Annotated in this window: 15 protein-coding genes and 3 pseudogenes; 11 read left to right on the top strand and 7 right to left on the bottom strand. The window is 69.2% G+C overall.

Annotated features, from left to right (window positions below; translation table 11 throughout):
- Positions 1-25: 25 nt before the first annotated feature.
- Positions 26-1,534, bottom strand: coding sequence for a type VII secretion integral membrane protein EccD (eccD, locus tag ACIO9J_RS10910; protein WP_401995787.1), 1,509 nt, complete (start codon positions 1,532-1,534; stop codon positions 26-28).
- 342 nt (positions 1,535-1,876) lie between these two features.
- On the opposite strand from eccD, the pseudogene eccCa reads away from it, so the two are divergent.
- Positions 1,877-5,862: pseudogene (gene eccCa, locus ACIO9J_RS10905) on the top strand (type VII secretion protein EccCa).
- A gap of 27 nt (positions 5,863-5,889) precedes the next feature.
- On the opposite strand, the gene ACIO9J_RS10900 reads toward eccCa, so the two are convergent.
- On the bottom strand, positions 5,890-6,078 hold the full coding sequence (locus ACIO9J_RS10900) for a hypothetical protein (RefSeq protein ID WP_401995784.1): 189 nt from the start codon (positions 6,076-6,078) through the stop codon (positions 5,890-5,892).
- Between the two features lie 173 nt (positions 6,079-6,251).
- Between ACIO9J_RS10900 and ACIO9J_RS10895 the strand changes: the two genes are divergently transcribed.
- On the top strand, positions 6,252-6,584 hold the full coding sequence (locus tag ACIO9J_RS10895) for a DUF397 domain-containing protein (protein ID WP_401995781.1): 333 nt from the start codon (positions 6,252-6,254) through the stop codon (positions 6,582-6,584).
- Between the two features lie 87 nt (positions 6,585-6,671).
- Here ACIO9J_RS10895 and ACIO9J_RS10890 read toward each other — a convergent pair whose 3' ends face one another.
- From ACIO9J_RS10890 to ACIO9J_RS10880, 3 genes are all read right to left on the bottom strand, one after another.
- The gene (locus ACIO9J_RS10890; protein WP_401995778.1) at positions 6,672-6,974 is read right to left on the bottom strand and encodes a WXG100 family type VII secretion target; all 303 of its coding nucleotides are present in this window, start codon (positions 6,972-6,974) and stop codon (positions 6,672-6,674) included.
- 53 nt (positions 6,975-7,027) lie between these two features.
- Positions 7,028-7,366, bottom strand: coding sequence for a WXG100 family type VII secretion target (locus tag ACIO9J_RS10885; RefSeq protein WP_401995775.1), 339 nt, complete (start codon positions 7,364-7,366; stop codon positions 7,028-7,030).
- Positions 7,367-7,444: 78 nt separating this feature from the next.
- The gene (locus tag ACIO9J_RS10880; protein WP_401995772.1) at positions 7,445-8,746 is read right to left on the bottom strand and encodes a S8 family serine peptidase; all 1,302 of its coding nucleotides are present in this window, start codon (positions 8,744-8,746) and stop codon (positions 7,445-7,447) included.
- 978 nt (positions 8,747-9,724) lie between these two features.
- On the opposite strand from ACIO9J_RS10880, the gene ACIO9J_RS10875 reads away from it, so the two are divergent.
- A complete protein-coding gene (locus tag ACIO9J_RS10875; RefSeq protein ID WP_401995769.1) occupies positions 9,725-9,874 on the top strand; it encodes a hypothetical protein in 150 nt (49 codons plus the stop codon).
- A gap of 448 nt (positions 9,875-10,322) precedes the next feature.
- Here ACIO9J_RS10875 and ACIO9J_RS10870 read toward each other — a convergent pair whose 3' ends face one another.
- Positions 10,323-10,796, bottom strand: a complete 474-nt coding sequence (locus tag ACIO9J_RS10870; RefSeq protein ID WP_401995766.1) for a hypothetical protein — start codon at positions 10,794-10,796, stop codon at positions 10,323-10,325.
- Between the two features lie 328 nt (positions 10,797-11,124).
- On the opposite strand from ACIO9J_RS10870, the gene ACIO9J_RS10865 reads away from it, so the two are divergent.
- Complete coding sequence (locus tag ACIO9J_RS10865) at positions 11,125-11,604, top strand: hypothetical protein (protein ID WP_401995764.1); 480 nt, start codon at positions 11,125-11,127, stop codon at positions 11,602-11,604.
- A complete protein-coding gene (locus tag ACIO9J_RS10860) occupies positions 11,604-12,368 on the top strand; it encodes a hypothetical protein (protein ID WP_401995761.1) in 765 nt (254 codons plus the stop codon). The genes ACIO9J_RS10865 and ACIO9J_RS10860 overlap by 1 nt, the downstream gene beginning before the upstream one ends.
- A gap of 330 nt (positions 12,369-12,698) precedes the next feature.
- On the opposite strand, the pseudogene ACIO9J_RS10855 reads toward ACIO9J_RS10860, so the two are convergent.
- Positions 12,699-13,544: pseudogene (locus ACIO9J_RS10855) on the bottom strand (S8 family serine peptidase); the annotation flags it as partial.
- Positions 13,545-13,606: 62 nt separating this feature from the next.
- Between ACIO9J_RS10855 and ACIO9J_RS10850 the strand changes: the two are divergent.
- The 6 genes and pseudogenes from ACIO9J_RS10850 to ACIO9J_RS10825 all read left to right on the top strand — a co-directional run.
- Positions 13,607-14,047: pseudogene (locus ACIO9J_RS10850) on the top strand (type VII secretion protein EccE); the annotation flags it as partial.
- Positions 14,047-14,838 (top strand): hypothetical protein, encoded by a 792-nt coding sequence (locus tag ACIO9J_RS10845; protein ID WP_401995758.1) that lies wholly within the window; start codon positions 14,047-14,049, stop codon positions 14,836-14,838. The pseudogene ACIO9J_RS10850 and the gene ACIO9J_RS10845, both read left to right, overlap by 1 nt.
- Before the next feature lie 296 nt (positions 14,839-15,134).
- Entirely contained in the window at positions 15,135-18,848 is a 3,714-nt protein-coding gene (locus ACIO9J_RS10840; protein WP_401995755.1) for an SCO5717 family growth-regulating ATPase, read from the top strand.
- 340 nt (positions 18,849-19,188) lie between these two features.
- On the top strand, positions 19,189-21,078 hold the full coding sequence (locus ACIO9J_RS10835) for an ABC transporter substrate-binding protein (RefSeq protein ID WP_401995752.1): 1,890 nt from the start codon (positions 19,189-19,191) through the stop codon (positions 21,076-21,078).
- A gap of 3 nt (positions 21,079-21,081) precedes the next feature.
- The gene (locus tag ACIO9J_RS10830) at positions 21,082-22,176 is read left to right on the top strand and encodes an ABC transporter permease (protein WP_401995749.1); all 1,095 of its coding nucleotides are present in this window, start codon (positions 21,082-21,084) and stop codon (positions 22,174-22,176) included.
- Positions 22,173-23,108 carry an ABC transporter permease gene (locus ACIO9J_RS10825; RefSeq protein WP_401995746.1) on the top strand — a complete coding sequence of 312 codons (936 nt, stop codon included), beginning with the start codon at positions 22,173-22,175 and terminating at the stop codon, positions 23,106-23,108. Before ACIO9J_RS10830 ends, ACIO9J_RS10825 begins: the two co-directional genes overlap by 4 nt.
- Positions 23,109-23,112 lie beyond the last annotated feature (4 nt).

Below are 23,112 nucleotides of genomic sequence, written 5' to 3'. Positions count from 1 at the left end.
CGTGGAAGGGGTACGAATCGGCGCATCAGCTGGTCATGGCCCTGACCTTGGCGTATACGTCGAAGACCGCGAGGGTCAGCGGTACCAGGGTCAGCAGGACGAAGGACTCGGCGATCTCCAGGAAACGGCCCCAGAACGGAGTCACGCCGGTACGTGAGGTGACCAGGCCGATGCCCGTGACCAGGGCCGCCGCAAGTGCGATCGCCGCGACCAGCCAGACGGTCCGCAGCTCGAGGGCCGCGCCGTCACCGACCGAACCGGCGGGCAGATCGAGGCAGAGACCGATGCCGAGCAGCACGAGGGCGACCAGGCCCGCGGTGAGCACGGCGGCGACCTGGGCGGTGTAGCGGAAGAGGTGCGCCCGCATCAGCATCGCGATCCCCGTGGCAAGGGCCAGCGCCTGTCCCCACCTGTCGTCGGAGAAGCCGAGCACCGCGGTGGCGGCGATCGCCACGACGGCGCAACCGCCGACGAGCCCGACGAGGAATTCCTGACCACGGCGGGCCTGGGCGGCAATGCGATCCGTGTCCACGGGCTCCTGCGGTGCGGGGTCCTCGCCATACGTGCCGCGCGTGCCGTGCGGCGGTTCGAAGCCGATGGGGAGACGGGCGAACCGCATGGACAGGCCGGGCAGGAAGGCGAGCGCACCCACCGCCAGCGGCGCGCACAGCGCTGCCGTCTCGACGGGTGCCAGTTGCCACAGCGCCGCGACGAACGTGGCGAGCAGGCCCACCGCGGAGGCGAAGGCGAAGCCCACGAAGGGGCTGTCACTGCGCGGCGAGACCAGGGTGAGAATCACCGACGCGGTCAGGACGGCCGCGCAGGCGAGCAGGAACTGGAGCCTGCCGACACCCTGCCCGTCGGTGAGCGGCAGCAGCCCGGAGCCCGCCACCGCCATGTTCGGCAGCGCGCCGAGCCCGAGGGCGATGGCCGAGCCCCGGTCCTCGTACACCCGTGCCCGCACGGCGGCGAGGGTGAGCAGCAGGAGGCCCGCGACGGCGGCGAGGATGCCTGGCAGGCCGTGCATGCCGTGGTCGGGCGCCGCGGTCCAGGCCACGCAGGCGAGGAGCGTGGAGAGCACGGTGCCGCCGGTGAGTCCGGCGGCCCTCGTCAGGTCGCCGGTCCACAGCACGCGGTCGCGGGTCACCGCGGACGCGACGACCTCGGACACGTCGTCGAAGACGGCGGGCGGCAGCGATTCGGAGAAGGGGCGCAGGGTGAGGAGTTCGCCGTCGAGGATGCGCTGGGCGGCGAAGGTGCGGGCGCTGTCGAGGACGGTGCCGTCGCGGCGTACGAGGTGGTAGCCGACCGGGGCGCCCTCGGCCGGGCCCTGCCGGGCGAGCCGCAGGATCTCGGGATAGATGTCGGCGACCGGGACGTCGTCGGGCAGTGCCACGTCGATGCGGCTGTCGGGCGCGACGATGGTGACGCGGCAGAAGCCGAAGGCCGTGCCGCCTCCGGCCGGGCCTCCAGGAGCGTTGCCGCGGCCGGCCCGCCCGGACCCGGTGACCGTTGTGGACGCCGTCGTGCTCACCTGCTGCTCCCCCTACATTGCCGATGCCGGTGCTGGTACCGGTGTGACGCCCGTGGCATCTTCGCCGACTGTGTCTCATCACGTGACGCGCCGCCGGGCGAACGGGGTCATCTGACTTGTTCCTGGGCCCCGACCCCCGTCGCGTGCCACGAAATACCCTGATTCTTCGGCCCGTTGGGCCGACCGGCGACTGGCCGGATCAGCGGCCTCCCGTACGCCCGACAGGCACCCTATCCCCCCTTGGTCACCACCCGTATCAGTAGGATCACACAGCGGTCCGTGTTCGCCTGGCCCCGGGGTGGCACACGGAACGCCCCCCACCGACAAGGGAATTGGTGTTCAGTGAGCCACATCGTCGTAAAGCGCCCACCTCGGGCCCTGCCCACCGCGGTACCCACCGACGAGGTCGTGCTGCAGTCCCCGCCCGAACTGCCGCGGGGGCAGCAGGAAGGCGCGATGATGCAGCTCCTTCCCATGCTGGGCATGGGCGGTTCCGTGGTGTTCTTCTTCGTGCCGACCGCGCATCCGTTCATGCGGATCATGGGCATGGTGATGATCGCTTCGACGGTGGCCATGACCATCGCGATGCTGATCCGCTATCGGCAGGGAAACCAGGGCCAGTTGGCGGACATCCGGCGCGACTACCTCCGCTACCTGCGGCAGACCCGGCGCTCCGCCGTGGACACCGCGAAAGCCCAGCGTGACGCGCAGTACTACCTGCACCCCTCCCCCGAACAGCTGTGGGCGCTGGTCGCCGAGGGCAGCCGCGTCTGGGAACGGCGCTTCGGCGACGAGGACTTCGGGCAGGTGCGGGTCGGTCTCGGTCCTCAGGCGCTCGCCACTCCCCTTGTTCCGCCGCAGACCGCTCCGGTGGACGAGCTCGAACCGCTCACCGCGGGCGCGATGCAGCGCTTCCTCGCCGCGCACAGCACACTCGACGACCTGCCGATGGCCGTGTCACTGCGCGCCTCCTACCACGTGACGGTCAGCGGATCCGCCGAGACGGCGCGCGGCACGGCCCGCGCCCTGACCGCGTCGCTCAGCTCGCTGCACTCCCCTCAGGACCTGGTGATCGCCATCGGGGCCGGCACGGCGGCGGCGCCCCACTGGGAGTGGACCAAGTGGCTGCCGCACAGCCAGGTGCCGGGCGCCGCCGACGGGGCCGGCAGCCGCCGTCTCGTCACCCAGGACCCGACGGAACTGGAGGCCATGCTCGCCGCCCGGCTCCAGGGACGGCCGCGCTTCCACCCCGAGGGCGCGCCTCTGCCCGATGAGCCGCACATCGTCGTCGTACTCGACGGCCTCTCGCTGCCTCCGCTGTCCGCACTGGCCTCGCCCGAAGGGCTGCAGGGCGTGACGGTCGTGGAGGTCGTACCGGGTGAACTGACCCATGGCCGCGGCGGTCTGTCGCTCGCGGTGCGTCCGGGGGCGCTGCGGATCGAATCGGGCCACGGCCTGGTCTACGAGGGCACCCCCGATGTCCTGTCCTACGCGGCGGCCGAGGCGCTGGCCCGCCAGCTCGCGCCGCTGCGCGTGCCGTCCGGCGGGGACGAGGACGAACCGCTGCTCGCGAACCTGGAGTTCACCGACCTGCTCAATCTGGGCGACGCCGACTCGGTGGACACCGCGCAGACGTGGCGCACGCGCTCGCAGGCGGAGCGGCTGCGCGTCCCGATCGGGGTCGGCGAGGACGCCCGTCCAGTGATGCTGGACCTCAAGGAGGCGGCGCAGGAGGGCATGGGGCCGCACGGACTGTGCGTAGGAGCCACCGGTTCCGGCAAGTCGGAGCTGCTGCGCACGCTGGTGCTCGGCCTCGCGGTGACGCACTCCTCGGAGAGCCTGAACTTCGTGCTCGCCGACTTCAAGGGCGGCGCGACCTTCGCGGGCATGGCGCAGATGCCGCACGTCGCCGCCGTGATCACCAACCTGGCGGACGACCTGACGCTCGTGGACCGGATGGGCGACTCCATCCGCGGTGAACTCAACCGCCGGCAAGAGTTGCTGCGCGATGCGGGCAACTACGCGAACATCCACGACTACGAGAAGGCACGCGCGGCGGGCGCCCCGCTCCAGTCCATCCCCTCTCTCGTCCTGGTCATCGACGAGTTCAGCGAACTGCTCACCGCGAAGCCGGACTTCATCGACATGTTCGTGCAGATCGGCCGCATCGGACGCTCGCTCGGCGTGCATCTGCTCCTCGCCTCGCAGCGCCTGGAGGAAGGCCGGCTGCGGGGCCTCGAGACGTACCTTTCGTACCGCGTGGGACTCCGTACCTTCTCCGCCGCCGAGTCACGCGCGGCGCTGGGGGTGCCGGACGCGTACCAACTCCCGAACGTGCCCGGCTCCGGCTACCTGAAGTTCGGCACGGACGAGATGGTGCGCTTCAAGGCGGCGTACGTCTCCGGGGTGTACCGCTCCGGTTCGGCGCAGGCCGCGGCGCTCGGCGGGCCGCGGCCCGTGGACCGGCGGCCCGTTCTGTTCACGGCGGCGGAGGTGCCCGTGCGGTACCTGGCAGCGCCCGTGCCCGAACCACGTCCCGCGGCGGGGCCCGGCCCGGGGGCCGATACGGACGACCGCTCGCCGACACCGTCCTCGACGTCATCGTGCGCCGCCTGGAGGCGCAGGGCCCGGCGGCCCACCAGGTCTGGTTGCCGCCCCTGGAGAGCCCGCCGTCCCTGGACGCGCTGCTGCCTGGGCTCACCTTCACCGAGGGGCGCGGACTCACTCAGCCCGGCTACGAAGGTGCGGGGCGCCTCGTCATTCCGCTCGGCCTGGTCGACAAGCCGTACGAACAGCGGCGCGAGCCCCTGTGGTGCGACTTCTCCGGCGCAGCGGGCCACATGCAGATCGTCGGTGGCCCGCAGTCGGGCAAGTCGACGCTGCTGCGCTCCCTCATCGCGTCCTTCGCTCTGACCCACACCCCGTACGAAGTGCAGCTGTACGGACTGGACTTCGGCGGCGGCGGAATGGCGGCCGTCGCCGGACTCCCCCACGTCGGCGGGGTCGCGTCCCGCCTCGACCCCGAGCGGGTGCGGCGCACGCTCGCCGAGGTGTACGGCGTGCTGACCCGCCGCGAGGAGTACTTCCGCACGATGGGCATCGCGTCGATCGCCGACTTCCGGGCGCGCAGGGCCCGCGGCGAGATCTCGGTGACGGATCAGCCCTGGGGCGATGTCTTCCTGATCGTCGACGGGTGGGGCAACTTCCGCTCCGAGTACGAGGGCCTGGAACCTGCCGTCCTCGACATCGCGGCGCGCGGGCTCGGTTACGGAGTCCATCTGATCCTCACCGCGTCCCGTTCCATGGAGGTCCGCGCGAACCTCAAGGACCACCTCATGAACCGCCTCGAACTGCGGCTCGGCGACACCATGGACTCCGAATTCGACCGCAAGGTCGCGGCGAACGTCCCCGCCGGGGTGCCGGGCCGGGGACAGACGCCGCAGAAGCAGCACTTCATGGCGGCCGTGCCCCGCATCGACGGACTCTCCTCCGACACGGACCTCGCCGCCGCGACGGCCGCGCTGGCCGCGGAGGTCTCCCGACACTGGACGGTGCCCGGCGCACCGGCGGTCCGCCTGCTGCCGCGCGAGCTTCCGGCCGAACAGTTGCCCCCGGGCCATGCGTTCCCGGACCGGGGCGTCTCCTTCGCCCTCGACGAGAACAACCTCGAACCGGTCTTCGCCGACTTCGAACAGGACCCGTTCTTCCTCGTACTCGGCGAGAGCGAGTCCGGCAAGTCCAACCTGCTGCGGCTCCTCATCAGGCGCCTGACCGAGCGCTACAGCGGCGATACCTGCAAGCTCTTCGTGGTCGACAACCGCCGCTCCCTGCTCGACGCCGCCCCCGCGTCCCACCTGGCCGAGTACATCCCGATGTCCAACGCCATGGACCACCACATGGCGGCCCTTGCCGACCTGATCCAACGCCGCACTCCGCCGGAGGACGTCACCGCCCGGCAGTTGCGGGAACGCAGCTGGTGGCGAGGCCCGACGGTGTACGTCATCGTCGACGACTACGACCTGGTGTCCACGTCTTCCGGCAACCCGCTCGGCGCCCTCACCGAACTCCTCCCGTTCGCCCGTGACGTGGGCGTCCGCTTCATCGTCGCCCGCTCGACGGCGGGCGCGGGCCGCGCGTCGTACGAGCCGTTCATGCAGCGGATGAAGGAACTGGGCGCCCAGGGAGTGATCCTGGCGGGCGACCCGGACGAGGGCGATCTCCTGGGCGGGGTGCGGGCGCGGCCCATGCCGACCGGGCGCGGGATCTTCGTGTCGCGCAAGCGGGGGAAGCCGATGGTGCAGACGGGGATGGTGGGCGGGGAGTACTGAGGGTGGTGACTGAGGAGTACTGAGGCCTCAGCTGTTCGCCTGTTGATGGTGGTGGGCCCAGACACAGATGGCCACCACGACGACGATGCCGATGATGATCCACGCCCATGGCACGTCTCCGCCGCCACCCGTCGAGCTCCCGTAGTGGTGGTAGTGGTGGTGACCGCCGCCGCGTCCTCCGCCGATGGCGAGCGTGTGCACGTGATTCAGATCCATGGCAGGACCCTATGCACCGAACTCTGTCATGAGCACGCCCCGACACGCTCTGCGACAAGGGTGTGACGCGGCCGTGACGTTCACGCTCCTGCCAAACCTCTGAACAGCGACGGAACACCCCAAGTAGGGTGGCCTCACAGCTCTTTCGAACGTTGTGAAGGGACCCCTCCGCCATGACCGAGGCACGCGACAACAAGGCGCAGGACACCGAGGCACAGGACACCGAGGCACAGGACAGGGCTCGCAAGGAACGCGAGAAGGACGAGCTGTACTCCCTCGACATCTCCGGCGTCGAGTGGCAGAGCGCGCCGGGCACCGAGGAGCACGAGGAGCGGGTCGAGATCGCGTATCTCCCCGCGGGCGCCGTGGCGATGCGGTCGTCACTCGACCCGGAGACGGTGCTGCGCTACACGGAGGCGGAGTGGCAGGCTTTCGTTCTGGGCGCGCGGGACGGGGAGTTCGACCTGGAGCCTTCTGTACGCAATGGCGGGCTCTCGGACGACTAGACCTGCCCCACGGCCTGTCCCTATGGGAGAGGTGGGCGCCTCCCCGCGCGCGCCCACCCGTCCCCAGGTCTCACGTATGTCCGGCACTCACTGGAAGTAGCTGGCGCCCTTCAGGTCGCCGCCCCGGTAGTCGCCACCCGCTTGGCCGACCTTCTGGCCGATGTCCACGAGCGCGCGGTGGATGGCCTCGACGTGCTTGTCCCACTCTTTCTGCTTCAGGGTGTACGCCGTGTGGGCCTCACCCTCCCAGCCCTCGGCCACCTTGGCCACGGCTCGCTTGATGTCCGCGAGGTCGGCCTCCAACTGCTTGGCCTGGATGCCGAGTTCAGTGGTGATGGCGTCAAGGCCGCCGTACTTGACCGCGAGTTCGTCAAGGTGAACGTTTGCCATGTCTGCTACCCCGTCTCTCAGTGGTTGTGGGACCTCGTCCCCGTGTACAGCGGTCAGTAACTGCTGATGGCCGAGTGCTTGCCGCCGTACTGGACGTCGATGCTGTCCATGGTCGAGCGGACCTGGTCCTCGAGCCCGTCGGTCAGCTTCTCGTTGTTGCTGATGCCTTCGAGGAAGTCCACCAGGATGTTGCCGACCGCTCGCATGTGCTCGTTGATCTCGGTCTGCTTCTTGTCGAAGGCATGCGCGCCGATGCCCCGCCAGTTGCCCTCCATCGTGTCGAGGGTGCCCTGGAGACGCTTGAGCTGCTTCTGGACCGAGTCGTACTTGCCCACGATCTCCTTCTTCAGAAGCGCGACTTGCTGGTTGTTCAACTTCTGGCCGTCAGCCACGGCTGGGCTCCCTTCGCTTCGTGAACCGCTTCGTGAACCTTCGTCGGGGTGGGTCGGGTGGTGCTTGCCGCGCGGAGTTCAGGCACTGCGCCGAGCGCGCACGGCGGCGAAGGCGCCGCCGCCGATCACGGCGACCGCGGCGATGCCGCCGAGCACCAGCCACAGTTGGTTGTCGCCGTCGTCGTCGGAGGACTTCGCCTCTGCCGCTGCTTGCTGGTCGCCTGAAGTGCCCTTCCGCGACGGCTGCGTTGACTCGGCGGACGCGGAGGCGGAAGGAGCGGTGGTCCCGTCATCATCGGAGTCAGAGACCGCGGTCTTCTTGTTGGTGACGGGGTCGATATCCGTGGGCCCCGGCTCCCCCTTGTCCTTCAGGAGATTCTGGGCCGGCCGGACCAGACCGTAGCCGAGATAGTCGCTGGGCTTGTCCCTCGGCCAGTCACGGCCAGCGGTGTCGATGAGCACGCGGAGGACCTGGTTGGCGGTCCAGTCGGGGTGCTTGGACCAGATGAGGGCGGCGGAGGCGGAGGCGATGGCGGTGGCGGAGCTGGTACCGCCGCCGCCTTCGTCGCAGTAGGAACGGAAGGTGGCGTCGCACCAGTGGGGGATGTTGAGGCCGGGGGCGGCAAGGTCCACGTACTGTCCGAACTCCGAGCCCTTGGCAACTTTGCCGGTTTCGTCAGCTGCAGAAACGCCGACCACGCCGGGGTAAGCGGCGGGATAACCGATGAAATTCTTCCGCTCGGCATCGTTGCCGACACCGGCGAACATGAGTTTCCCCTTCGACTCTGCGTACTTCACCGCAGCCTTCTCCTCCGGAGACGAGAAGTCGCTGCCGAAGGACATACTGAGGATCTGGGCATCGCTGTCAGCCGCTGCCCGGATGGCAGCAGGACTGTCATCCGGGCTTTTCTTCGAAGCCTGGCCCAAGGTAAGGCGAATCGGGATGATCTCTGTATCAGGAGCCAGGCCCTTCAGCCCACCGCCTCGGCCCGAGCCAGCGATGAGCTCGGCCATCGTCGTGCCGTGCCCCTCGTAGTCGTCAGTGGCGTCACCTTTGAGACGAGTCACGTCCACCCCGGGCTGAACCTTGCTCTGCAAGGAAGGAGTGGCCGACACGCCTGTGTCGACAACCGCGACCTTGATGCCCTTGCCCGTGCTGGACTTCCACAGGTCTTGGGCACTCATGGCGTCCAAGTACCACTGCTTCGACCGAACGTCGTCGGCAAGCGCCGCCGGAGCCAACCCCACGGATACCAGTGCCAAGGCGCCCACCATGAAGCCCGCCGAAAGGACTCGCTTCCACACATGCCCCGACGGCAGCGCGGCCGTTACGTCACGCCGATCGAACCCTGACTCCATGTCTTGCGTGCCCTCACTCACGATTAGTCGATCACGGGCGGCACGTGCCGTCGCGTGACCGGTAGATGCAGGTCTTCGTCCTCGACCAGATAATCGGGCCGCCCCGTAGCGTCTTGTCGGTCACCGGAGCGCCGCCGATCACCTGAGGGTTTTCGAACCAGTCCCGTGCCGCCGGGAGTGAATCCGCGCTTGCCAGCCGCAGCCGACGACTGCGTCCTGGGCGTGCCGACCGCCGTATCAGCACTACCGAGGGGCCGCTGCGACGTCTTCCCGTTGCCGCCCCCCATAGCGGATGGTCCGGCTTCCGCAGTTCCTCGTCGGCCAACGCCTCGAGAAGCTGGGGAACTCTCAGCCCCAATCACCGGTCCCCTACTCATCTTTGACGCGGCTGGCCCCGACGCAGGCCCAGAAGACGACCGCCCTCCGACTACGCCGTGGGCACGCTCCGCGCCTGTGGCACCGGGGCCTCTCACATGCGGCGTCGTGGTGCCGCGAGGCTGAGGCGTTCCGCCCGTGATCCCGCGTCCCGCACCCGGCTGTCCAGAAACCGCAGGCCCATTGACGCCTTTGCCTTGAGCCAACGGGCCATTACGTCCTCCCTCAGGGACGCTGCGGCCGATACTGGGCCCTGGACCGCTGGGCCCCCTTGCGCCTGTGCGGCCCTGTTCAGGGAGCGATGCTCTTTCATATCCACCGCGCATCGGCGGACGCACGACAGGCCCACCGGTCCCAGGGCTCACTGGCCCTCGCCCGAGGGGAGGAGTCTGGCCGTCCCCCGGACCGTTCGGACTGAGTACGGACGGCAATGCAGGTCGTTCTTTGGCCGTGCCCTGGGGCGGGAGCGTATCGACACTGTCGATCTCCGTCCCGACATGCCTCTCGGGCGGCACCCCACGCCTTGGCGACTCACCGAGGTCCTGTACGGGGGCGCTCCGCCTCGCGTCATCAGACGCGTCGGCTCCGGGCACAGACTCTCCTCCCCGCCCGTAATCAGCAGCCGTGAACGAGCGGGAGCCCTCCACCGCCCGTCCCCCGAGTGGCCCCGATCCCGGGGAGAACGTCTCCTTCGGCTTCGGCATCCCCACATTCGGCATGGCCGAGAACGTGGGTGGCTCCTGCCTCGCCATCCCGTCCCGCGACACCCGATAGAACGACGACAGCCGATTCATCTGGTTGATCGCCTCTTGGCGATGCTTCTCCGCCTTGACCGCGGCGCCAAACTCCGCGTTGCCCTCCACCCTCTTGGGAGTGGGAATGTCATCCACCGCCTTCGGATCGGCACGAGCGTCACGCGGCGGCATGGAGCCGCGCACAGACGCCAACCCCGCGCCGGCCGAGGCGATGTGCACACTCGCGGCGTCAGCGAAGTCGGAGAGCTTGTGCGTGTCCTTGACGAGGCTCTTGCCCCACTTGCGGAACGCCTGGCCCGCCTCGCCCTCCCAGTCGACCCGGTCGATGTGCTCGCCGAGTTCCTTGGCCGCTGCCGCGATCGCGTCCCGCGCCATCTTGAGCGCCGTGCCCGCGCTCTCCAGGTCGGCGGGCTTTGCCTGCTCGACCAGGTCGATCATGTCGTTGAGACTGTGCCCCTCGAAACCCACTACGACCACCCGGCATCGGACTTGTCGCTGCCGTGGCCGCCTTGCCCGTCGGGCTTTCCGCCGCGGTCGCGCTCGACGGGAATCTGCTCACGGTCGACCTTCGTCTGGATCGCCCAGAAGCGCTGTCGCAGGTCTTCCTCGAGATTGTCGAAGCCGACGTCCGCGCCATGCACGGCGATCCCCATCGCGTCGATCTGCTCGCCGAGCATCTTGGAGAGCGAGGTCAGCCGCTCGTGGACCTGGTCGTACTGGGAGTACAGCCCGTCGGCCTCAGGGAAGGCGCTCCCCCCTCCGCTGAAGGAAGCACGCGAGACCTTCTGCGTCACGACCTCCGACGAACCGCCGGCCGAGCCCTCGAACTCCGTGAGCAACGTGTTGATGCGCCGCCTGAACGTCTTCAACGCCTCCAGGCCGCGCTTGACATCAGCTCCTGACGACGGCGCGGCACCCCCGTGCCCGTCCGTAGGAAGCACTAGGCCTTCCCTCCCCGTTGCCTGCCCGCCCCGCTCGCGGCGGCGGCTGGTGGTCACTTAGCGCGCCCGTGTCACTCTAGTCACACTCCGTGTGGCGTCCAACTGAGTAGCCTGCACGCGGAGTTGGCAACGAGCGACCTGGAACCGCTCCTGCGGCACCCAAAACCGTCCACAAGCCACAACAAGTCTCGAAGAGAGGTATCCACCGGCCAACTCGGTCGAACTTTCCGACAACAACACCGTTCGCAGATGGGCGCGTTGTTAGGTTGAGCCGGAACGCAATCATCCGGCCGAAGTGACCGAGCGCACGGGGGAAGGGAGCTTAGTCGTGGCCTGGGAAGAGTGGGAACAGCTCAAGGCGGAGGCGAGCGGGAAGCGCTCTGCCGCGATGCAGCTGAACACTGCAGCAACCCCGAATGGCGGCGGAGGCAACGACGGCGGAGGGGACCTCCGAGTCACACAGAAGGATCTTGCCGCGATTGGTGATTCTGCCTTTCGGCTGCGCCACGACCTAGATCGCTTCAGCGGCCACGCCCGCATCAGTTCCATGGCAGCGGCTGAGGGCCTCAAGAGCGATGGCTTCGCCCTGGGGAGGGCTCTCGACCACGTGGCCGAACGCTGGGTGGACCAGGTGCAGTCGCTCCTGGACGCATGCGCCCATATTTCCAACCACCTCGATTTCACCAAGCGCACACACGAAGGCGATGAGGTTCACATCTCAGGAATCATCAGCAGCATCTCCACTCTGGACAAGGGGTTCGATGAGTCGAGTAGCTCTCCTAGGAAAGAACCCAAGAAGACTAACTGATGGACCTCGACGCACTGCGATATGGGAATTTTGCCAAGCTCGGTGAGGCCATCACCGACTGGCAACAAATGGTCAATCGCCTCAGCCACCTGAAGGAGGTCGCCGAGCGTGACCTGCGGGCAAAGGCGAACAGGGCCGATTGGGCCGGCGTCAACGCCGCTGTGTCCCGTGAGTTCATCGCAAAGACGGCTGGGGAGTTCAGCGATGCTCACACACAGGCCAACACCACCGTCAAGATCCTCAGCGATACGCGCAACGAGTTGACCGACTTTCGCACCCAAATCAACACGGCCATCGAGAACGGCCTGAAGAAGGACCTCGCGGTGACCGATACGGGAGGTGGGTCCTTCACTGTCAGCCCACGTGTCCACCCGGTCCTCGCAACTGCAGAGCAACCCAGCCAGCGAGATGTTGACACCGTTCGCGACGAGGTCCAGCGCATCCTCAACAAGGCCACCGAGAGCGACAAGACCGCAGCGGAGGCCCTCCGGCTGATCGTGGACCAGGCCAAGTATGGATTTTCCGACGCCAGTTACAGCGATCGGGACTCAGCCGCCGATGCCGTCAAGGCCGGTAAAGCCTCTGCCGCGCTCGCAAAGCGTGGGCGGGATATCAGCCCGGAGCAACTGAAGAAGCTCAATCACCAGATCCGAAAATATCGGAATGATGATCTTTTCTCTGAAAAGTTCGCAGAAAGTATGGGCGCCAAGGGGACGTTGCAGTTCTGGGCGGACATTACGGACTCAAACAGCGGCACGCCCTAGCATCCGAGGAATCACAGAACTAGGCATATAAGAAGCAGGTCCCCTGCACGTCACCCGGGAGAGATACAAAAGACGCAACGCAGAGCTATGCACTAATTTTCGATACAACGGTGATCGGGAAGAGCCGAGCAAAAGGCGAAGAGCTCCGTCAAGCCCTCACCGACTTCGCATACCAGCTAGCCACCCATGCATATATAGCAGGAAAGCGCAAAGAGCGGCAAGAACTGCCCGGTATGCTGCCTCGCCTAGTCAACTCAAGTTCGTGAAGGTTGAACCCGGCGTCCGGCCGAACCGAAGCAGACCGCGCGCCAGGTGCTCACTGAGAGCCCCCTACCGCCTATTCTCCGGCCTCCGACGCCGCGCATCCCGCCAAGCCACCCCCACCCCACCCAACCCCACCACCACGACCAAAGCCCCCACAGCGACATATGTGGCCAGCCGAGCAGTTCTCTCCTCCGCAGTCTCACCGAGGTGGAGATTCGCGGGAGTTGGGGCATCTGCACGAGAGAGGCCCTCGCCGGCCGTGGGGGTTTCGAGGGGGTGGTCGTCCTCCGTCAAGGCGCGGATGGGGTCCACCACTCCTCAGCCGATCAGGCGGTCGTGGCCCGCCACCGAGCGTTCCGCTGTCTGTTGGATCTGCGTCGTGATCTGACGGGGCGTCCAGGTGGGGTGCTTGGACTTGATGAGGGCCGCCAGGCCAGCGACGTAGGGGGCCGCGAAGCTGGTGCCGCTGTCGGCACAGTGACCGTCGCCGGGGACCGTCGAGACCATGTCGACGCCCGGAGCCGCCACGTCGACGAAGTCGCCTGACTGGGAGAAGGCGGCGCGTTCGTTGTTGCGGTCCGAGGCCACTACCGCCAGGGCCCCTTCGTAGGAGGCGGGGTAGGTCTTCTTGACGTTGCCGCCCAGGCCGTCGTTGCCTGCGGAGGCGACGATCACCCGCCTCGCGGCGAGCGCTCTGTCCACCGCCCGTTTCAGTTCGGGGGCGGGCTCCGCCGCGTTGGCGGTGTCCTGCGAGATGTTGATGACGCCCGCTCCTGCGTCGACCGCGTAGTCGATAGCCCGCGCGAGCGTCTTGGCGGTGCCGTTGCCGTCCGCGTCGTTCTGCTTGATCGGGATGATCGCCGCCTCGGGAGCCAGTCCCACGAAGCCTGTGCCCTTGGCCGGGCGGGCCGCGTTGGACCGCATCGCGTACCTCAGACCCGTGTCCGTGGCGAGGAAGACGCCGCCCGCACCAGGTGGCCGCCGCGCTCGCCACCTCTGCCTGCGTCAATCCCCTGGTCACCGCGCAGGCGGGGCGTACCGAGCTGTCGGAGCGGCGGACCGAGGAGTCCCCGCGCGCGTGGCGCTGCGACAACCGGCGGCACACCACCTACTGGGTGCGGCGCTGGCCCCAGTTGGGCGGTTCGGGTGGGCCTTCCCTGCCTCAGCTCGTCGCTCTTCTCACCGCGGTCCCCGCCCTTGCCACGACGTTCAGCCTCACGCTCGGCCGGGGTGAGAAGCAGGAGGTGTCGCTCCGCGGGCACGTGCGCGTGACCGGGCGCAGTGACGCCGAACTCGCTGCTGCTCGACAGGCGTTGGAGAGCGGCGCCCGACAGGTCGGCACCGGGCTCGTGCGGCTCGACCGGGAGCAGTTGCCCGGGATGCTGGCGACGCTGCCGTTGGGCGGTGCCCGCTGATGGCCTGGGGGTCCGCTCCCCCGGCACGGCCGTCGACCCCGGCACCGGACGGTGACGGGCAGGGGCGGCGCGGGGGCGTCCTCACGTCCGTCGTACGCGGTGGGTTCGGTCTGCCGGGGCCCCGGCACGGACGGCACGCGCTGTCCGTCGAGCAGGTGGACGAGCTCGCGTTGCCCATCGGTGACGACGGGGTCGTCATCGGAGTGGACGCGCAGGGCGAACCCGCGACCCTTGGCGTCAATCGCCCCACTCCGTACGACATGGTGTTCATCGGCGGGTTGTGGACGGCGCAGGTGATCGCGTTGCGGGCCGCCGCTACCGGGGCTCGGGTGGCTGTCGAGACCGGGCGGGCCGGGGCCTGGGGGCAGCTCGTGCAGGCGCTTGGGGTCGGGCAGAGTGGGATGGCCGTGCATGACGTGGGGCGGGTGCCGCCGCAGGGGGCTTCGGCCGGGAGTCCCGTGCTCGTCGTGCGGGACTGCGGGATGCGGCCGCCTCGGGGGCGGGTCGTCGCCGGGCCGTGGCAGTCCGTGCTGACCGTGCTGCCCTATCTGAGTCCCGTCGCGCCCCGGCTGATGCGGCAGGCGCGGCTCGTGGGGGTGCAACGGGTGTCGCCGGACGAGGCGGTGCAGATCGGGCGGTCGCTCGGGTTGCCCGGTGGGGACGTTGATTCGCTGCCGACGCTCGCCGACGGGGTGACGTTGTGGTGCGCCGACCGGGACCGGCAGTACGTGATGACGCAGGCCACCGATGCCGAGACCGGATTGTTGGGTGCCGCTCGGCGGATGGATTGAGGGCCCGGACATCGGGTGAATTCAGGGCGGAGTGTCGGGCGTTGGGGTATTTGTCCGTCGCGGATTGATGTACGCGGATCGCTCCCGGGTGGGGCGTGACGTAATGGACAGCATTGGTGGGGTGGACTGCCCTGCCGTGCTCGTGGTTTTGGTGATTAGGCTGGGACTGGGCGCGACGCCAGAACCCTTGAGCGGTTCGTGCGCGTCCCTCTACGGGGAGAGCCAGGCGGATCGGACGACAGGAACGGTCGCCCCCCACCACGGCACGAGGGTGCTCGACCACATCAGGAGGCATTGTGAACAGCGATCGGGACGAGATCCGCGGGGGCTGGGACTCACCCGTCGATGATCAGTCCGACGCGGAGTCCGCCTCCGAGACGACGGGCGAGTTCACCATCGACTACGCCCCGCCCGCCTGGTACACGCAGAACGCGTCCGGCAGTGCGGGGGAGACTCCGTCAGCTCCGCCCGTCTCGACTCCGCCCGTCTCGGCTCCGCCCGCTTCAGCTCCGTCCGCGCCGGTTCCGTCCGCGCCGACTCCGGCCGCTTCCACTCCGCCCGCGTCGGATTCGGGGCCCTCGGCCTTCGCCGCGCCTTCGGTTGCTCCGGGGGCACCGTTCTCGCCTCCGCGGGCGCCGGTCACTCCCAATTCGGGGCCGCTGACTCCGCCCGTCTTCACGCCGCCTTCCGTTCCGCCCGTCGCGCCTGCGCCCGCGCCCTCGCCGCTCGCTCCGCCCTCCGGGCCCGTATCTCCCGTGGGGGACGCGCCTTCGGCCTCGGGCTCAGGCGCGGCCTCGGAGGAGCCGTCCCATGGCACGTCCGCGCCCAGTGCACTGCCCAAGCTTCCCGTGGGGAACGGGTTCCTGCCCGCCTCCCCTCCTGCTGAGAGCCCGGCCGGTGCGGCCGGCAACGGTGCTTCCGACTGGAGCGGGGCCCTCGCCGGGCCCGCCGCTTCCGTCCATGTGACCGGCGTGGTGCCGAAGAGCGAGGTGGATGCTCTCGCCTCGGCCAAGGACGCCGGGCAGGCCGGACATGCCGGCCAGGCCGGGCAGGAGGGACTCGCAGGCGCCGACGGTGCGGGTAAGAGTGACGAGGCCGCGGCTGGTGCTGCCCCTCCCGCTCCCGTCGCCGAGAGCCTGGCGGGTGGCGATCTTGAGAGTGGTGCCACCATGCGGTTCTCCGCTCGTGCGTTGAAGCGGGAGATGGAGGAGCGGGGGGCGGCTGAGGCCCCGGCTGAGTCCGCGGCCGTTTCTCCGGTTCCTCCGGTTCCGGCCATGCCGCCGGTCGCCCCGCCGGTTCCGGCCCCCGTTCCGGCTCCGGTCCCCGTTCCGGTCCCGGTAGTGGAGCCCGCTCCCGTCGTGGAACCGGATTCCGTCGTGGAACCCGATTCCGTCGTGGGGCCCGATTCCGGTTCGTCCGAGGTCGGTGGCGGTGACGAGGACGGCGCCCTCGCGTCCGACGTCTCCGACTCCCCCGACGGGCTCTCGGGCGATGCCGCGGACCGTGATCGTGATGAGGATGAGGATGACGGTTCCGAGTCGGCCGTGGACGCCGTGGCCGCCGAGGCCGCGGCTGACGCAGACACCGACTCAGGCGTAAGCGCAGGCGCCGATGACGATGCGCCGGTTTCCCTCGACGTCGCTCCGGAGGATGAGGACAGCGCGGACGTTGGCCCCGATTCCGTGACGGCCGACGTGGACAGTGACGTCGACAGCGACACCGACGTCGTACGCGACGCCGTCGCCCAGTCCGAGGACTCCGCTCCCGAGCAACCCGCCCCCGTCGACGACGTGCAGGACTCCGTGCCGCCCGCCTGGACTCCGCCGCCCACGCCGCAGGCCGGGCTTCCGCCGTTGCCGCCCGCCTATCAGCCCGCCGCTCCGACGTCCGCGCCGCAGTGGCCCGCGCCCACGCAGCCGGTGCAGCCCGAGCAGCCCGTGCAGGCGCAGGCACCCACGCCCACCCCCGCGCCCGCCCCTGCTCCGGCACCAGCTCCCGCACCCGCACCGGCCCCGATGCAGCCGCCGGTCCAGGCCCAGCCGCCCGTCGCACCCCAGCAACCGCAACCGCAGCCGCAGCAGGCCCAGCCTCAGCCTGCTCAGCCCCAGCCCGGCAGCTACGGATTCCCGCAGGCCGGTTCGCAGGGCACCCCTCAGGCCGGCCCTCCCGCCGGCTACGGATTCCCGCAGCCGGGGCAGCCCGCCCCGGTCGACCCCAACTCGCCCCCGCAGGCAGGCAGTTACGGGTTCCCGCAGCCTCCCGTCCAGCCGCAGCCGCAGCAGCAACAGCCGATTCAGCCCCAGCCGCCGGTCCAGCACCACCCCCAGCCTCAAGCCCCGGCCCCCGCACCCGCACCCGCACCCGCACCCACCCAACAGCCGGAGCAGCCCGGTCAGATGGGACAGGGCCAGCCCCCCATCGACCCCCGCACCGGCGCCGCCTGGCCGCAGGCCGTCCAGCACGATCAGCGTGAGCGGACCAACCCGGGTGCCCCGCTCGGCTACACCGCCGCCGTCGAGCTCTCCTCCGACCGGCTCCTCCGCAACACCAAGCCGAAGGCCAAGAGCAGCCGGCCCGTGGGTGGCGGTTCGCGGTTCAAGCTCGGCGGCAAGAAGGAAGAGGCCGAGCGGCAGCGGAAGTTGGAGCTGATCCGGACCCCGGTGCTCTCCTGCTACCGCATCGCCGTCATCAGCCTCAAGGGCGGCGTCGGCAAGACCACGACCACCACCGCGCTCGGCTCCACGCTCGCCACCGAGCGGCAGGACAAGATCCTCGCGATCGACGCCAACCCCGACGCCGGTACGCTCGGGCGCCGCGTGCGCCGCGAGACCGGGGCCACCATCCGGGACCTCGTACAGGCCATCCCGTACCTCAACTCGTACATGGACATCCGCCGCTTCACCTCGCAGGCGGCCTCCGGGCTCGAGATCATCGCCAACGACGTCGACCCGGCCGTCTCGACGACCTTCAACGACGAGGACTACCGGCGCGCGATCGACGTACTCGGCAAGCAGTACCCGATCATCCTGACCGACTCCGGTACGGGACTCCTGTACAGCGCCATGCGCGGGGTCCTCGACCTCGCCGACCAGCTGATCATCATCTCGACCCCGTCCGTGGACGGCGCGAGCAGCGCGTCGACCACGCTGGACTGGCTCTCCGCGCACGGGTACGCCGACCTGGTCTCGCGCTCCCTCACCGTCATCTCCGGTGTCCGCGAGACCGGCAAGATGATCAAGGTCGACGACATCGTGTCGCACTTCGAGACGCGCTGCCGCGGCGTCGTCGTCATCCCCTTCGACGAGCACCTCGCCGCCGGTGCCGAGGTCGACCTCGACATGATGCGGCCGAAGGTGCGGGAGGCGTACTTCAACCTCTCCGCGATGGTCGCCGAGGACTTCGTGCGGGCCCAGCAGCAGCAGGGGCTGTGGACGTCGGACGGGAATCCGCCGCCGCACATGGCTCCGCCGATGCCGGGGCAGCAGCAGCCTCAGCCGTACGGCGGGCAGGTTCCGCAGCCCGGCCAGGCGCCGTATCCGGGGCAGGGACAGGTGCCTGGGCAGGGGCAGCAGCCTCAGCCGTACGCGCAGCCGCAGCCGCAGGCCCAGCCGCAACCGCCGCACCCCGGACACCCGCAGGCCCAGCCGCCCCAGCCCCAGCCCCAGCCCCAAGCCCCCTACCCGGGCCAGCCCGCGCAGCCCGGCCAGCCCGGCCAGTACGGATACGGGTACCCGGGGCAGCCCGGCGGAGCTCAGGCGTGGCAGCCGACCGGGCCCTCCCAGGCCCAGTCCGGGGCGGGTCAGATGCCGGCGCCCGGACAGGTGCCTGGACAAGTGCCTCAGCAACAGCAGCAGCCCCAGCACCCGGGCCAGCCCCAGTATCCCGGTCAGCCGCAGCCGCCCCAGCAGCCCGTCCAGCCCGGCACCCCCTTCCAGCCCGGCCAGCCCGCCCCCCTGCCCCCGGACGCGCAGAACCAGGCACTGGCACAGCCGCAGCCCCCGCAGCAGTAACCGCACGTCAGCTCACCAATGGGCCCGCACCGTAATCGGTGCGGGCCCATCCGCGTTCCACCCCCTCTTCGCCGCAGCCCGCACCGGGGCCGCGGAACGCCTGCCCACAGCGCTGCCGTCGCCACCGCCACCCCCTCACCAGCCACGCGTCAAAGGTCTTGACCAATGCGGATGAAATCCCGGTCAACTCGTTATTTCCGCAGGCCACATGGGGTTCACCTGCCGTTGACGCGCGCAGACTGGCGCTGGTAGACACTCACATCAACCAGCTGACGTCCCTTGATCACACAACGTGCAACCAGCCATCCCTGCGCGAGCGATGACGCGAGGTCACCGACCCATGGACACACAAGATCAGCACGGCAGAGCAGTAGTACCGAAGACAGCAGTACCGACCCGTCCCCGCGGCCGCCTGAGGCTCGTGCTGGCCGGTGGCGCCGCCGCGTTCACTCTGACGGCCGGTCTCGCCACTCCGCTCAACCCGGCGCCGCAGCAGGCCGAGGCGAAGGCCGACGGCGGCAAGAAGGTGCTGACCGTCGCCGTGGCGCAGAGCGTCGACTCGCTCAGTCCCTTCCTCGCCCAGCGGCTGCTCAGCACCAGCATCCACCGCCTGACGTACGAGTACCTGACGAACTACGACGCCAAGGACAACAAGGCGATCCCCGGCTTCGCCACCGCGTGGAAGCCCTCCGCCGACAAGCTGACCTGGACGTACACCATTCGGGGCGACTCCAAGTGGTCGGACGGCAAGCAGGCGACCGCCGAGGACGCGGCGTGGACGTTCAACAAGGTGATGTCCAAGGAGGGCACCGCCACCTCGAACTCCAACTTCGTCACCAACTTCAAGAAGGTCACCGCGCCCAGCCCGACCAAGCTGGTCATCGAGCTGAAGAAGCCGCAGGCGACCATGGCCGCCCTCGACGTGCCGATCGTTCCCAAGCACGTGTGGGAGAAGGTCGACGACATCTCGAAGTTCAACAACGACAAGGACTTCCCCGTCGTCGGCAACGGGCCGTTCATCCTGACGGACTACAAGGTCGACCAGTACGTACGGCTGAAGGCCAACAAGTCCTTCTGGCGCGGCGCGCCCAAGTTCGACGAGCTGGTCTTCAAGACGTACAAGGACCAGGACGCCGCCGTCTCCGCCCTCAGGAAGGGCGAGGTGTCGTTCGTGGCCGGGCAGCCCGCGCTCACTCCCGCGCAGGCCGCCTCGCTGAAGAACGAGAAGAACATCAAGGTCAACGAGGGTCCTGGGCGCCGCTTCTTCGCTCTCGCCACCAACCCGGGCGCCAAGACGCTGGACGGCGAGAAGTTCGGTGACGGCAACCCGGCGCTGCTCGACAAGAAGGTCCGCCAGGCGCTGTTCCTCTCGGTCGACCGCGCGGCGCTCGTCGACAAGGTCTTCCAGGGGCACGCCGTCGAGGGCGCGGGCTACATTCCGCCGCGCTTCTCCGACTACGCGTGGAAGCCGTCCGCCGAGCAGGAGCTGAAGTACGACCCCAAGCGGGCCGCCGCCCTCCTGGACGAGGCGGGCTACAAGAAGAACGGCGACGGCAAGCGCGTCGGCAAGGACGGCAAGCCGCTGGACTTCCGCATCCTGTGCCACGCCACCGACCCCAACGACAAGGCGGTCGGCAAGTATCTGAAGGAGTGGTGGGGCGACCTGGGCATCGGGCTCAAGGTCGACTGCCTGGACGACGTCTCGGTGCCCTGGTACGCGGGCGAGTACGACCTCGCCTTCGACGGCTGGTCGGTCAACCCCGACCCGGACTTCGTGCTCGGCATCCACACCTGCGCCGCGCTGCCGAAGAAGGCCAAGGAGAGCGCCGCCACCGACAACTTCATCTGCGACAAGAAGTACGACGAGCTCTACGACAAGCAGCTCGCCGAGTACGACCCGGCCAAGCGCGCCGCGATCGTCAAGCAGATGGAGTCGTGGCTGTACGACTCGGGATACATGAACGTCCTCGCGTATCCGAACGCCGTCGAGGCCTACCGCACCGACCAGATCAAGTCCATCACCACCATGCCGACGGCCGCGGGCAACATCTACGGTCAGGACGGATATTGGAGCTGGTGGTCGGCCGTTCCCGCGGATGGGAAGAGTTCCTCCAAGGACGGCAGCTCGACCGGTGTCATCATCGGTATCGCCGCTGCCGCGGTGGTGCTCGTGGGCGGCGGAGTCCTGTTCGCCCTGCGCCGCCGTTCGACCGCAGAGGACCGCGAGTAACGCATGACCGCTGACAGCAATCCCGCACTGCTCGACACCGAGGGCCCGCTGGGCCCAGGGGCCGACGGCGATCCGGCAGCCGCCGGACCGTCGTCGGCCCGCGGGCCGCGCGCCCGCGACACCCGCGCCTACCTCCTCTATGTGGCGGGCAAGCTCGGCGGCGCGATCGTGTCGCTGTTCGCCGTGCTCGTCACCAGCTTCTTCCTGTTCCGGCTCATCCCCGGCGACCCGGTCAAGCAGATGACCGGCGGCAAGCGCGTCTCCGCCGAGCAACTGGCCGCGATGCGCAAGGAGTTCGGCCTCGACAAGTCGGTCATGGCCCAGTTCTTCGACTACACGGGCAACGTCCTGACCGGCGACTTCGGCACCTCGTACCAGTTCCACGCCCCCGTGATGGACAAGATCATGGAGGCGCTCCCCGCGACGCTCCTGCTCACCGGAACGGCGTACGTCCTCTACACGCTCATCGGCATCTGGCTGGGCACCCGCACGGCCTGGCGCAACGGCGGGCTCGGCGACCGCTTCAACACCGGGCTCGCGCTGACGCTGTACTCCGTGCCGTCGTTCTGGCTCGGCCTGCTGTTGATCATCACCTTCGCGGTGGGGATCGGGCCGATTCCCGGGATGTTCCCGACCGGCGGCCTGGAGTCGGGCGGCGAGACGGGCATCGCGTACGTCCTCGACGTCGCGCACCACATGGTGCTGCCCGTGATCACGCTGGTCGCCGTGGGCTACGCGCAGACGCTGCTCGTCATGCGCTCCTCGCTGCTCGACGAGATGGGCAGCGACTATCTGACGACCGCACGGGCCAAGGGGCTGCGCGACGACCTCGTACGCCGTCGGCACGCCGTGCCGAACGCGATGCTGCCGACCGTCACGCTGATGTTCGTCAACCTCGGCACTGTGGTGGCGGGCGCGATCCTCGTCGAGACCGTCTTCTCCTGGCCGGGGCTCGGCGGGCTCTTCTACTCGGCGCTGAGCGTGCCCGATCTGCCGCTGGTGCAGGGGCTGTTCTTCGTCTTCTCCACCGCGGTGATCCTGATGAACACCCTGGCCGACGTGATCTATCCGCTGCTCGATCCCCGGGTGGGCCGATGACGACCGAATCCGCACCGACCGCCCCCGCGCCGCCCGCCGCCAAGAGCGCGCGGTCCCTCGCCTGGACGCGGCGCAGGCACTCCGCCGCCCGGTTCTGGCGGGAGTACCGCACGCACAAGGCCGGGCTCTTCGGCCTCGGCGTGCTCGCCGTGATCGGGCTCGCCGCGATCTTCGCGCCGCTCCTCGTGGGCTCGGACGCGCAGAACGTGACCGACGCGCCGGGCAAGCCGATGGAGTCGCCGAGCGGTGAATTCCCGCTCGGCACCGACCAGTTCGGGCGTGATCTGCTCGGGCTCCTGGTGTGGGGCGCGCGCATCTCGCTCTCCGTGGGACTGCTCGCGGCCGTCCTGTCGGTCGCCATCGGCACCCTCGTGGGGATCACGGCGGGACACTTCAAGGGCTGGTACGCGACCGTCATCATGCGCGTCACCGACTGGTTCCTCGTGATGCCGACGCTGGTGCTCGCCATCGCCCTGGCGTCCGTGATGTCCCGCTCGATCTGGACGATCATCCTGGCGATCGGCGTGACCACCTGGCCGACGACCGCGCGCCTGGTCCGCGCGCAGACGCTCGCCGTGGAGTCCCGCCCCTACATCGAGCGGGCCCAGGCGCTCGGCGGCGGCCACGGCCACATCATGACGCGGCACGTGCTGCCCAACGTCATGCCGCTCGTCCTCGCGCAGACCACCCTCGTCATCTCCGGCGCCATCCTCACCGAGGCCACGCTCGCCTTCCTCGGCCTCGGCGACCCGACGAACGTCTCGTGGGGCGGCCTGCTCCAGGACGCGCGCGAGGCGGGCGCGGTCAGCGCGGGCCACTGGTGGTACCTCGCCCCGCCCGGACTCGCCATCGCGATCGTCGCGCTCGCGTTCACGCTGTGCGGCCGCGCCGTGGAATCCGTGCTCAACCCCAGGCTGGGGGCCTCCCGTTGAACGA

The organism is Streptomyces sp. NPDC087300, from assembly GCF_044744425.1.
Taxonomy (GTDB): domain Bacteria; phylum Actinomycetota; class Actinomycetes; order Streptomycetales; family Streptomycetaceae; genus Streptomyces.
This window is presented reverse-complemented; position numbering and strand designations above follow the sequence as displayed.

Coding starts and splice junctions, on each gene's coding strand:
- ACIO9J_RS10900 (WP_401995784.1), bottom strand. CDS start 6,078: ATGGATCTGAATCACGTGCACACGCTCGCCATCGGCGGAGGACGCGGC.
- ACIO9J_RS10895 (WP_401995781.1), top strand. CDS start 6,252: ATGACCGAGGCACGCGACAACAAGGCGCAGGACACCGAGGCACAGGAC.
- ACIO9J_RS10890 (WP_401995778.1), bottom strand. CDS start 6,974: ATGGCAAACGTTCACCTTGACGAACTCGCGGTCAAGTACGGCGGCCTT.
- ACIO9J_RS10860 (WP_401995761.1), top strand. CDS start 11,604: ATGGACCTCGACGCACTGCGATATGGGAATTTTGCCAAGCTCGGTGAG.
- ACIO9J_RS10845 (WP_401995758.1), top strand. CDS start 14,047: ATGGCCTGGGGGTCCGCTCCCCCGGCACGGCCGTCGACCCCGGCACCG.
- ACIO9J_RS10835 (WP_401995752.1), top strand. CDS start 19,189: ATGGACACACAAGATCAGCACGGCAGAGCAGTAGTACCGAAGACAGCA.
- ACIO9J_RS10830 (WP_401995749.1), top strand. CDS start 21,082: ATGACCGCTGACAGCAATCCCGCACTGCTCGACACCGAGGGCCCGCTG.
- ACIO9J_RS10825 (WP_401995746.1), top strand. CDS start 22,173: ATGACGACCGAATCCGCACCGACCGCCCCCGCGCCGCCCGCCGCCAAG.